10 protein-coding genes are annotated in these 12270 nt (G+C 66.7%); 8 read left to right on the top strand and 2 right to left on the bottom strand.

The window, feature by feature from the left end; all coding sequences use genetic code 11:
* Nucleotides 1–37 precede the first annotated feature (37 nt).
* A complete protein-coding gene (locus NO364_RS02675; RefSeq protein WP_257628468.1) occupies nt 38–574 on the bottom strand; it encodes a cupredoxin domain-containing protein in 537 nt (178 codons plus the stop codon).
* 140 nt (nt 575–714) lie between these two features.
* On the opposite strand from NO364_RS02675, the gene NO364_RS02670 reads away from it, so the two are divergent.
* The 7 genes from NO364_RS02670 to NO364_RS02640 are packed head-to-tail and all read left to right on the top strand — an operon-like array spanning nt 715 to nt 9281.
* The gene (locus tag NO364_RS02670; RefSeq protein WP_257628467.1) at nt 715–3654 is read left to right on the top strand and encodes a type II/IV secretion system ATPase subunit; all 2940 of its coding nucleotides are present in this window, start codon (nt 715–717) and stop codon (nt 3652–3654) included.
* A gap of 1 nt (nt 3655) precedes the next feature.
* Complete coding sequence (locus tag NO364_RS02665) at nt 3656–5683, top strand: type II secretion system F family protein (protein WP_257628466.1); 2028 nt, start codon at nt 3656–3658, stop codon at nt 5681–5683.
* The gene (locus NO364_RS02660) at nt 5680–6219 is read left to right on the top strand and encodes a DUF7287 family protein (RefSeq protein ID WP_257628465.1); all 540 of its coding nucleotides are present in this window, start codon (nt 5680–5682) and stop codon (nt 6217–6219) included. Before NO364_RS02665 ends, NO364_RS02660 begins: the two co-directional genes overlap by 4 nt.
* Complete coding sequence (locus tag NO364_RS02655) at nt 6213–6815, top strand: DUF7288 family protein (RefSeq protein ID WP_257628464.1); 603 nt, start codon at nt 6213–6215, stop codon at nt 6813–6815. Before NO364_RS02660 ends, NO364_RS02655 begins: the two co-directional genes overlap by 7 nt.
* A complete protein-coding gene (locus NO364_RS02650) occupies nt 6803–8068 on the top strand; it encodes a fibronectin type III domain-containing protein (protein ID WP_257628463.1) in 1266 nt (421 codons plus the stop codon). The genes NO364_RS02655 and NO364_RS02650 overlap by 13 nt, the downstream gene beginning before the upstream one ends.
* The gene (locus tag NO364_RS02645) at nt 8065–8520 is read left to right on the top strand and encodes a DUF7266 family protein (protein ID WP_257628462.1); all 456 of its coding nucleotides are present in this window, start codon (nt 8065–8067) and stop codon (nt 8518–8520) included. Before NO364_RS02650 ends, NO364_RS02645 begins: the two co-directional genes overlap by 4 nt.
* A complete protein-coding gene (locus tag NO364_RS02640) occupies nt 8517–9281 on the top strand; it encodes a DUF7289 family protein (RefSeq protein WP_257628461.1) in 765 nt (254 codons plus the stop codon). Before NO364_RS02645 ends, NO364_RS02640 begins: the two co-directional genes overlap by 4 nt.
* Here the strand turns inward: NO364_RS02640 and NO364_RS02635 are convergent, their stop codons facing one another.
* A complete protein-coding gene (locus NO364_RS02635) occupies nt 9282–10757 on the bottom strand; it encodes a DUF7289 family protein (RefSeq protein WP_257628460.1) in 1476 nt (491 codons plus the stop codon).
* Nucleotides 10758–10874: 117 nt separating this feature from the next.
* Here NO364_RS02635 and NO364_RS02630 point away from each other — a divergent pair, with 117 nt between their 5' ends.
* On the top strand, nt 10875–12269 hold the full coding sequence (locus NO364_RS02630; RefSeq protein WP_257628459.1) for an FAD-binding oxidoreductase: 1395 nt from the start codon (nt 10875–10877) through the stop codon (nt 12267–12269).
* Nucleotide 12270 lies beyond the last annotated feature (1 nt).

Below are 12270 nucleotides of genomic sequence, written 5' to 3'. Positions count from 1 at the left end.
CGGACCGGCACCGGTGACCGGTCCCCTGCGCCCTAGATTACTGCGGTTCGCAGGGCAGCATCTCCTGGTCGTACTCCTGATCGCCGACGACGACGGCCGCACAGCCGCCGATGTGGCCGAAGTCGTAGTCGCACTTGTACTCGTAGACTCCCGGTTCGGGGAAGTAGTGGGTGACCGGCTCGGAGCCGAGGTCCTCGTCCAGCTCCCAGTCCGAGGCCACCTCGGGGTTCCACGCCCGCCGACCGCTCTCCGAACTCGACGGCGACATGGAGGTGACGCTGTGCGAGCTGAGGCTCTCGGTGGTCCACCTGACGACGGTTCCCGGCTCCACCTCGGCGACCATCGGGATGAACGTCTTGTTCTCGTTGTTGATCGTGAACTCCGGCGCGTCTTCGGGTGGACCGGAGGGCGTCGACGTCGCGGTGGCGGTCGGCGTCTCGGTGGCCGTCGCCGTGGCCGTCGCCGTGTCCGTCTCCTCCGCACCGTCGCCGCCGTCCGAACCCCCCGAACAGCCGGCGAGTGAACCAACGAGCCCGGCAGCGGCCGCGACGATCTTCCTGCGACTGAATGTCATGGTGTCGTGGCGTTCGCTAAGCGAGGCCCCTTCAAAAAACATTCGAGGTTGCCCCGACGCCGACGCCGTGGGGTACTCCGATTATCAGCCGACTAGATCGGCCAACAGAGTTTATATTCGTGAAGTCCCTGAAACGGTCAATGGCTATCGACGACGCCGAGAGCTCCGAGTCGGGGGAGCTCGACGGCGCGGCGACCGTCGACCCGGACCGCGAGACGGTCGACATCGAGCGGTTATCCGCGCTGCTCGCCGCGGGCGAGGAGGCCGCGACACGGCTCGACGCCGCCGTCTCGCGGGTGCAGGGGGACGGGCCGCCGGTCGTCAAGGATCTCTGGTCGTGGGAGGATTACAAGGAGGAGTTCTACTACGACGCGAACGGCAATCCGCCGACCGACGGGTCCGGGGAGCCGGCCCCGTTCGATCCGACCGACACGCTCGGGTTCGACCCCGCGGAGACGGAACGGGTGCTGTCGGGGGCCGCGGACGTCGCGGCGGAGTTGGACGCGGTCGTCGACGAGCGGACGGTGTCGGTCGACGAGGAGATCGACGAGGACGCCTTCTTCAGCGACGAGTTCGGAACGACGACCATCGCGAACCGGTACGACATGGAGAAGACGGTCCCCCTCGAGAAGAAGACACACTTCGTCGAGGTGGACCGATACTGGGTGAACAAGCCGTACGCTTACGTCGTCATCTTCCGCTCGCTGAAGGAAAACGAGCAGAAGTACTACGTGATCCAACCCCACACCACGCCCATCGAGGAGGATCTGGTCGAGTTTCTGACGGCCAAGCTCCAGAACGCGATCAAGTACGCCGACGTGGGCGTCGCCGGCGGCTTGGACGAGCGCGAACGGGTCATCCGCGACGAGACGTTCGCCCTGCTCGAACGGTACGACCTCTACGCGCGCACGTCGGGGACGGGCCTGCTCGACACCATCGCCAGCCAACTCGGCGTCGAGAGCGGCGACGGCACCGCCGGCCGGCTCCTGTCACGGCTGGGCTGGCAGCCCGGAAGCGACACCGACGAGGAGCTCCGCGGCATCAGGGCCCGCCCCGAACCAGCCGTCATGGCCGAGGACGCGAACGACCTCTCGGAGTATCAGGTCGAGAAGCTCCTGTACTATCTCAAGCGGGACTTCATCGGCTACGAACGGATCGACGCCATCAAACACGACATCAACGTCGAGGACATCTCGTGTGACGGCTACAACTCGCCCGTCTTCGTCTACCACAGCGACTACGAGCAGATCATCTCCAACGTCTACCACGGCGAGAACGAACTCGACGACTTCGTCGTCAAGCTCGCCCAGCGGTCCGGCAAGGGGATCAGCAAGCGCCGTCCGCAGGTGGACGCGACCCTCCCCGACGGGTCCCGCGCCCAGTTGACCCTCGGGAAGGAGGTGTCCGACCACGGCACCAACTACACCATCCGCCAGTTCAAGGACGTCCCGTTCACGCCCGTCGACCTCATCAACTGGAAGACGTTCTCGCTGGAGGAGATGGCGTACCTGTGGCTCGCCATCGAGAACAACAAGTCGCTGATCTTCGCCGGCGGGACGGCATCGGGGAAGACGACCAGCCTGAACGCCGTCTCGCTTTTCATCCCCTCGAACTCCAAGATCGTCTCCATCGAGGACACCCGCGAGGTGGAGTTGCCCCAGCGCAACTGGGTCGCCTCCGTCACCCGGCCCTCGTTCTCCGACGACGAACAGGGCGAAGTCGACGAGTTCGACCTGCTGGAGGCCGCGCTCCGCCAGCGCCCGGAGTACATCGTCATGGGCGAGATCCGTGGCGAGGAGGGCCGGACCCTCTTCCAGGTCATGTCGACCGGGCACACCACGCTGACGACGTTCCACGCCGACAGCGTGGGTGAGGTACTCAAGCGGTTCACGACCGAGCCGATCAACGTCTCGAAGACGATGTTCACGGCGCTCGATCTGGTGTCGATCCAGACCCAGACCAGAGTCGAGGGGCGGAAGGTCCGCCGGAACAAGAACCTCACCGAGATCAACTTCTACGACGCCGAGAACGACGAGATCAACGTGCAGGACGTCTACCAGTGGCAGGCCGAGACCGACGAGTTCCTCCGCATGAGCGACTCCAACACCTTGGAGGAGATCCGCTTCGACCGCGGGTGGACTCGGGAGACCCTCGAGGAGGAAATCTTCAAACGGCAGGTCGTCCTGGCGTACCTCATCGAGAACGGACTCAACACGTACACGCAGGTGGCCGCCACGGTCCAGGCGTTCATCAACGACGAGGAGACGATCCTCGGCTTGATGGCCGAGGATCGACTCGAACGCAGCCTGGAGGACCTCCGCGAGATGGAGTCCGTCCTGATCGACATCGACCCCGAGAAGGAGGCGATGGTGCCCCGACCGGACCCGAGCGAGGAGGCACTGGCGCTGTGTGCCGACATCCTCGACCGCGCGGAGACGGAACTGCTCGACGAGTACCGCGGCGAGGACGTCGACGGGGTCGACACGGCGCTGGTGGGGATGGACCGAGCCGCGGACGTGACGGCCGAACCGACCGACGCGGCGACCGAGACGGGGAGCGAAGCCGACTCCGAAGACGGTGTCGGGGACGAGGTGGACGCCCAGTTCGACGTGGACGACGCCGGCGACGAGGGAGCGAGCCCGTTCGCGGACGACCCCGACGAGGAGTTCGGCATCTCGTTCGAATCGTCGGACGACGAGGGGTGGGAGTCGCCCGCCGGGTCCGACACGGACCCGGTGACGGACGTTGGGACCGACGACGAGGTGTCGATCGACCCGGACCCAGACGTCGACCTCGATCCGGATGAGGACTCGAATCCCGACCCGGATCCCGACCTCGATCCGGATGAGGACTCGAATCCCGACCCGGATCCCGACCTCGATCCGGATGAGGACTCGAATCCCGACCCGGATCCCGACCTCGATCCGGATGAGGACTCGAATCCCGACCCGGATCCCGGCGTCGACCTCGATCCGGAATCGTCGCCGGACGAGGCCGACGAAAGCGAGGCCGACGAGAGCGAGGCCGACATCGACGACTGGGGGTTCGGCGACGTGACCGACGCGGACGGGGAGGGCTGACGTGAGCCTCGACACCGGAACCGGGCTGGATCGGAGCATCGACAGCCTCGGCGACCTGTTTTACCCCCTCTTCCAGCGGCTGTTCGACGAGGACGGCGACTTCGTCGACGACGTGGAGACGAAACTGGCCCAGGCGCGGATGTCCACGACGGTCGAACTCTACCTCTCGCGGGCCCTCGCGGTCGGCGTCCTTCTCGGCCTCGTGCTGTGGCTCCTGGGAACCTTCGTCGGCTACAGCCTCTTTGCCCTCGGAATCGTCTCCCCGGACCTGTTCTCGACGGGGGCGCGGATCCCCAACGAGACGGTCGTCAGGCTCATCGAGCAGGTGAAGGTCCCGCTCGCCATCGGCATCGTCGGGCTCGTGATGGGCTCCATCGGGTTCGTCACCGGGTTCGGCACCCTCGTCGGCATCCCCTACTCGCGGGCCTCGGGCCGGAAGCGGGAGATCAACATGCTGCTCTCGGACTCCATCTCGTTCATGTACGCGCTGTCGGTCGGGGGGCTGAACCAGTTGGAGATCCTGCAGGCGATGGCCCGCGCCGACGACACCTACGGCGAAGTGGCCCGGGAGTTCCAGAGTATCGTCCAGGAGACGGAGTACTTCGGCACCGACTACCGGAACGCCATCCAGGAGCAGGCCGCGGAGACGCCCAGCGACGACCTCTCGCAGTTCCTGACGGACATGCTCTCCATCGTCAACTCCGGGGGGAACATGCAGGCCTTCCTCTCCGATAAGAAGGACAAACACATGCGGACGGCCAAACAGCAACAGGAGGTCACCCTCGACACCCTCGAACTGTTCGGCGAGATGTACATGACCCTCTCGCTGTTCCCGCTCCTGTTGATCATCATCCTCGTCATCATGAGCATGCTCGGGGAGGCTCAGTCGTTCATGCTGTACGCGACGGTGTACGGCCTGATCCCGATCACCGGCGTCATGTTCCTGGTGTTGGTCTCGACGGTGAAACAGGACGAACCGGGCGACGGATACCTCGACCCGTCGGACGGGAGCGACCGGGTCCAGGAGACCGGCGACGACGGCCTCTTTCACCTCGGGCTGATCGAGCGATACGTCGGCGAGTTCGGGATCTTCGACCGCATCAAGTCCCGCGAGGGCACCTTCCGGACGAAACAGCTGCTGCGGCAGCCACACCACTTCTTCCGTGACCACCCGCAGTTCACGCTCCTGTTGACCGCCCCCGCGGCGCTGGTGTTGCTCGCCTTCGCCGGGGTGAGCGGTGCGGCCCCGACGACGTGGGGTGGCATGGTACAGGCACCGGTGTGGGGGACCTTCGTCTGGATCTACGTGCCGCTCTACCTGACCTTGATCCCGCTCGGCGTCTTCCACGAGTGGAACGTCCGCACGCGGGCGGCGATCACCGGCAAACTCTCGGACAACCTGCGGAAGCTGTCGAGCGCGAACGACACCGGACAGACGCTGCTGGAGTCGGTCGACACCGTCGCGGAGACGTCGTCGGGCAAACTCGCCGACGAGTTCGACGTCGTCTACGCCAAGGTGAACTACGGGATGAGCCTCCGCAACGCGCTCGTGGAGTTCAACAACAAATATCACGTCCCGCGGCTGGCCCGGACGGTGAAGCTCATCAGCAAGGCCCAGGAGGCCTCCAGTCAGATCACGCAGGTCCTGACCACCGCGGCACAGGCCAGCGAGAACCAGGACGACATCGAACGCGAACGTCGGTCCCGGACCCGCATGCAGGTGGCGATCATCCTGATGACGTATCTCACCCTGCTGGGCGTGATGGCCATCCTGAAGACCCAGTTCCTCGACGTGATGGCGGGGCTGACCGAGCAGGCCTCGGGTGGCGGCGGTGGCGGCTCTCAGCAGTTCGGCGGCGGCATCGACGTGCAGCTCCTCTCGCTGCTGTTCTTCCACGCCGTGACCCTGCAGGCCATCCTCTCGGGGATCATCAGCGGGTACATCCGGACGGCGAAGCTGATGGCCGGAATCAAGTTCGTGGTGATCCTGCAGACGATCGCGCTGGCGGTCTGGCTGGTGGTCGGATGAACGGGCGCGGACAGACGACCATCGATTTCGCCATCGGGACGAGCGTCTTCCTCGTCACCGTCGCCTTCGTGGTGGCCTTCGTCCCCGGCATCTTCCAGCCGTTCGCCGAGGGCCCCCAGGAGGAACTCGCGAGCGTCGACCGGATCGCCGACACGGTCGTCCACGACCTGCTCGACGGCGGCGACGACACCACCACGCTGGACCGGGAGTGCACTATCTACCTGTTCAACGACACGGACACCGACCCTACCGGCACCTGTCCGTTCGACGATTCGGACCCGCTCTCCGAGCAGGTCGGCCTCACCGAGGGGCACCACGTGAACGTCACCGTCGTCGGCGGAGACCCGAACGGCGGCTCGCAGAACCCGGTCTGTACCGACGGTCAACACGTCACGGTGAGCGACACCGACGACTGCACCGGGGGCGTCGCACTGAACGCGGGCGAACCCGTCCCGTCGAGCGGCGCGTCGGTGATCGGTCGGCGGGTCGTCCACGTCGACGGAACCACCGCGACGGTCGTCGTCAGGATGTGGTGACAGTGCGCGCACAGGCACACACGCTCGAAGCCGTCACGGCGGGGATGATCCTGCTCGCGAGCGTCGTCTTCGCGCTGCAGGTGACCGCGGTCACCCCGCTGTCCGCGAGCACGTCGAGCCAACACATCGAGAACCAACAGCAGTCGTCGGCGGTGGGGGTGCTCGATACGGCCCGCGAGACGGGTGCGCTCAAGGCCGCCGTCGTCCACTGGGACGACACGAACGGGACGTTACACGGCGTCTCCGCCGGGGCCTACACGACGGACGCCGAGGTCAACGAGACGCGTCTCGGGCGCATGCTCCTCGATACGTTCCAGTCCCGCGGCGTCGCGTTCAACGTCTACGTCACCTACACCGGCGATACGGGAACCGTCGCCCGGGAGCGGTTCATCTACCGGGGCGAACCCAGCGACAACGCCGCCACGGCCACGACGTCGCTGGCGCTCTACGACGACGACCCGCTGTACGACGCGAACGGGACGGCGACGGACACCACCGTCAACGGGTCGAGCACCTACGGCAACTTCGTCCCGTCGAGGTCGGACACCGGCCTGTACAACGTCGTCAGGGTGGAGGTGGTCGTATGGCGGATGTGAGCCTCCCGATGGACGGATCGAGCGACCGCGCCCAACTACTGCTGGTCGGCGCGCTCACCCTCGCGGTCGTGTTCCTCTCGCTCAGCCTGCTGCTCAACTCGGTCATCTACACGGAGAACCTGGCGACCCGACAGACGAACACGGACGTCGAGAAGGCGACGACGTTCCGCTTCGTGGCCGTCGACGTGCTCGGCGACGCCATCGAACACGTCAACCGCGGGGACGCGTCCGACTTCGGGACCCGCCGCGACGACTACCGAAACGTCACCGGCGTCGCCATACGGACCCTCGGAAACCAGTCGGCGACCGATAGCCTGGCGACCGACGTCGAGCGGCGGACCGTCAGCCGGGGGACGCGCATCGCCGACGACAACGCCACCTCGACGCTGACACCCGAGAACGACTCGAGGGGCAACTGGACGGTCGTGACGGACGCGCGGGTGCGCAACGCCCGACTGCACGTCGAAACCGACGACGTTGTCCGGATCGTCGTCGACGACGGCACGGCGCGGGACGTCGTCCTCGACGGGACCGCGAACGAACTCCGCGTCGAGGGCGAGAGCGAGGCGTGCTCGCTCGGCGGCGGACGCAACTGGGTCGACCTGACGGCCGCACGGGTCGACGGCGAGCGGTGCCGTCCGCTGACGACGCTCCCGTTCGACGACGAGGTGAACGTCTCGATAGCGAACGGAACCGACGCGACGGGGACGTACTCGCTCGTGGTCGACCGGTACGAGGCCGGAATCCGGTCGGCGGTCGACACGCAGAACTACCCCGGTCAGTGTGCGCCCCCGTCGCCGCCGACGTACAACGACAGCGACGCCGGCGGGCCGTACACGTCACCGGCGGTGTACGCCGCGACGGCGAACGTCTCGGTCGCGAGCCCGGACATCGACTACCGGCGGACGGTGCGGACGGCCCCCGGCGAGGTCGGCGGGCCGCCGACCGATCCCACCTTCGAGCGATACGACGTGACCAACACCTCGACGTCGCTCCGGGTGAACTGGAACGTGACGGATCCGAACGGCGACTTCGACTACGTCGCGGTCGGTCTCTACAACGTCTCCGACGGGTCGACGGAAGTTTCGCCCTCGAACTACACCACCTCCGACGGCGACGTCACCTTCACGGGGCTGTCCAACAGTACGGCGTACGCGATCAACGCGACGGCGGTCGACGGCGCGACGCCAGAGAACCGTCGGACCGTCTCGGAGATCCACAGCCCCGACGGCGGCGGGGGGTGTCCGCCGTGACCCTCCGGTCGGACCGCCGGGGGAGTTCGACGGCGCTCGGCTACGTCCTGTCGCTCGGCATCGCCGCCGTCCTCATCTCGGGGTTGATCGTCGCCGGGGGCGGGCTGATGGAGAGCCAGCGCGACCAGTCGGCGCGGACCGAACTCGAGGTGATCGGACAGACGCTCGCCGAGGAGGTGACGAGCGCGGGGCGACTCGCGGACTGTCCGTCGTGTGAACTCCGGCTCCGGGTCGACCTGCCCAGCCGCGTCGCCGGCGGATCCTATCTGATCGAGGTGACCGACACCGCCGACGCGGGGATCCATCGGCTCGTGTTGAACACGAGCGTGACGGGCGTGACGATCCGGGTTCGGTTCCGGTCGCGCCTCCCCGTCGCCGAGACCAGCCTCGCTGGCGGCCCGGTCGTGATCGTCTACGATTCGGGGACGCTGGAGGTGCGGGACGCGGAATGACCGACCGAGCCGTCAGCGACGTGTTGAGTTTCGTCCTCGTGTTCTCGCTCATCACGGCCTCCGTGGGGCTGGTGAGCGTAGTCGGCCTCGGGAGCCTCCAGGACGCCCGCAACGCCGAGCGGATCGACAACGGGGAGCGGGCCTTCGAGGTGCTCGCCGACAACCACGGCGATATCGTCCACGGCGGGGCGCCCTCGCGGGCGACCGAGATCAAACTCGCGGAGACGACGCTGACACTCGGGGACACCTCGGACTCCGAGGTCACACTGGAGAACGGCTCGGTTCCGGGCACCGTCGAGAGCCGGTCGATCACGTTCGGCCGTTCGGGCGAGAGCCTCGACAGCGGCGTCGTCTACGAGATGGGTGCGGTGATCCGAGTCGATCGGGGCGGAGCCGCGATGCGTCGCGAACCGCCCTTTTACTTCGACGAGGACCGGACCGTGATCCACTACGTCGCGCTCGAATCCCGGACCGGCGACGTCCAGCGCCGGTCCGGCTCGACGACCGTCCTCGTGCGCGGGGTCAGGGGTACCACGGCGGTGTTGGCCCACGAGCAACCGACCGGGAACGTCACGCTCACCGTCGACACCGAACCCCGACGGGCGGCGGCCTGGAAGCGGTATCTCGACGACGAACTCGACGGGATGTCACCTGCGGCCACGCCCTGTGACCCCCTCGCCGGCAACGGGACGGTCAGCTGTACGTTCCGGACCGACGACCTCCGGATCAGCCGGACCACGATCCGTACCTCGATCGACTGATCAGCCGACCGTGGCCGTCACGTTGTGTTCCGTGATGTGGAGGTAGGTAACGACTTTGCCGCTGCCCCCGTAGTAGATGTAGCCCGAGGAGCCGGATTCGCCGATCCCCGCGTTGTTCCCGTCGGCGACGACGAGGTCGAAGTCGGGACCCATCTGGGCGAAGTAATGTCTGGTGACGAGCGTCAAGTTCTCGGTGTTGCCCGACGAGTAGGTGACGTTCGGGTCGGGGGAGTGCTCCTCGAATTTGGCGTCGCTCGCGAGCGTCTTCGAGCCGGATTTGAAGTGGACGTTGTCGTTTTTCACCTTCTGGAAGGTCATGTCCGTCGAGTTTTCGGGCGTGAGATCGACGTCGACCCAGATCTCGTCGCCGTCGGCGGGTTTCCCGTTCACCTCGCCACACTCCGTCTCCAGGTAGCTGTCGCTGTACCAGCCGTGGTGGGTATCGCCGCCGTCGTCGCTGTAGTAGATCGACAGCGCCACGTCCTCGTTACAGCTGTTCACGCCGTTACCGCCGACGTGAATCTCGAACTCCCGCTGGCCCTGCTTGGCGTAGAACGACCAATCGAGGTTCGAGAACGAGGACTCCTCGGTGTCCTGCGGGCGGATGGTAAAGGAGAAGTCGTCGAGGGAGTGGCCGGCGTCCATCCCGCGGACCGTGATCCCCTGTGTCTCCGGTGGCATCTGGAAGTCCCCGAGGGTGCCGATGCTGATCAGTTCGACCGTCACCTGGTTGGGTGCCGGATAGGAGACGTTGCCGTCGGTCCGAGTCTCGAAGTACGACCCCCACGCCTCGGCGTACTCGCTCCAGATGGTGACCGCCACGGTCCCGTTCTCGACCGGGTTCCGGTACTCGGTCCCGTCCGGGTACGTCTCGTTGCGGGGATAGAGCGAGGTGCTGGTCTCCGTGGTACTGGCGCCGACGGTGGTCCGGCCCGCGGCGCTGCCGTTCCCCCGGATGCGGACGAGCGGGAAGGTGAGCGACCCCTCGCGGTAGTGAAACTCCGGCGGCGAGACCATGCGGGTCGAGCCGTCGTCGTACCGCCGCCACACGCCGCCGCCCTGGTAGGCGATGGCGTCGTCGCCGTTCTCGTTTCGGTAGACGATGGCCCCGAGGGACGTGTTCGACACCAGCTCGACGTCGTTGCTCCCGTCGTAGTTCCGGTGGACGATCTTGATGGTTCCCGCGTCCTCGTCGACGGTGTACCCCCCGTTCGACGTGGGGAGGTCGACGGACTGACGCTCCGAATCGCCGAGCGCGACGGTCGACAGTCGGGAGTCCAAAAGCGTCATGCCGTTCTCGGCGCGGTCGATCTCCGACCGCGACTGGACGTCCTCGATGGCGGTGAAGCCGAACGTGACGACCACCGTCGTCGAGACGAGGACGAGACCGATCACGAGGATCACCCCGAGCGGCTCGGCCTGTGACTGCCGGTCCCGCACGAACCGGTACAGCCAGGGGGTGCGTGGCCGCGACATTGGGGAGAGAAGACACGCGGCGCATAAAAGCCGAGTGGCCGATTCTCCGCGCTGATAGCCGCCGGTTCCCGTCGTCGAGCAACAGGTCTAATACTCGGGCTCCCGCTGACTGGGAGTATGCAACACGATACCACGTTCGTCGACGACCTGGGTCTGGCGGCGGATCAGATCTCGGTCGGCGACGCGGACCGGGAGGAACGCTCCCACGACTGGGGGACCGCACGCGAGGACGGCGTCCGCCCCGACGTCGTCGTCTGGCCCGAGTCGACCGACGACATCGCCGCTGTCCTGCGTGCGGCGACCGAACACGGCGTCCCCGTCACCCCCTACGCCGCCGGGACGAGCCTGGAGGGCAACGCCGTCCCCGTCGAGGGCGGCATCACCCTCGATATGAACCGGATGGACGCCGTCCTCGACGTCCGCCCGGACGACCTGCAGATCGACGTCCAGCCGGGAATCCTCGGCGACGACGTGAACGAGGCGGTGGCGAAACACGGCCTGTTCCTCCCGGCGCTCCCCTCCTCGGGCGCCATCTCGACCATCGGCGGGATGCTCGCCAACGACGCCAGCGGTATGAAGACCGTCAAGTACGGCGAGGTGAGCGACTGGGTGCTCGGCATGGAAGTCGTCCTGCCGACCGGCGAGGTCATCACGACCGGGAGCAAGGCGGCCAAGACCTCCTCGGGCTACGACCTAGGTGACCTGATCGTCGGCAGCGAGGGGACGCTGGGCGTCATCACGCGCGTGACGATCCAGTTGGCCGGACGCCCCCAGCAGGTCAGGGGCGGCCGAGCCCACTTCGAGACGCTCGACGACGCCGCGGAGGCCGTCTTCGACGCCGTCCGGTCCGGGGTCGACGTGGCGAAGATCGAACTGATCGACCGCCTGAGCGCCGCCATGTCGAACGCCCACCTCGACACCGACCTCCCGGACGTGCCGATGGTGTTCGTGGAGTTCCACGCCGATCACGGCATCGAGGAGGAGATCGAGTTCTGTCGGACCATCTTCGAGGCCCACGGGGTGACCGAGTTCGAGGTGGCCGAAAACGAACACGGGATGGACGAGCTGTGGGCGGCGCGCCGGGAACTCGCGGAGGCCTTGGAGCCCTACGACGACGACCTCTCGCCGCTCACCCCCGGCGACGTGACCGTCCCCATCAGCGAGTATCCCGACCTCGTTCGGTACGTGAAAGAGCTCGGCGAGCGGGAGGACTTTCTCATCTCCTGTTTCGGCCACGCCGGCGACGGCAACCTCCACTACACGGTCATGATCGATCCGGACGACCCCGAGGACGTGGCCCACGGCAAGGACGTCTCGCGGCGGATCGTCGAACACGCCATCGAAGTCGGCGGCACGTCGACCGGCGAGCACGGCATCGGCCTCGGCAAACAGGACTACCTCGTCGCCGAACACGGCGAGGCGGCCGTCGACGCGATGCGCTCGATCAAGGAGGCGCTAGATCCCGCAGGGATCATGAACCCCGGAAAGGTGTTCGACGGGCCGGAACCCTGAC

This window comes from Haloplanus salinarum, from assembly GCF_024498175.1.
In the GTDB taxonomy this organism is placed as follows: domain Archaea; phylum Halobacteriota; class Halobacteria; order Halobacteriales; family Haloferacaceae; genus Haloplanus; species Haloplanus salinarum.
This window is presented reverse-complemented; position numbering and strand designations above follow the sequence as displayed.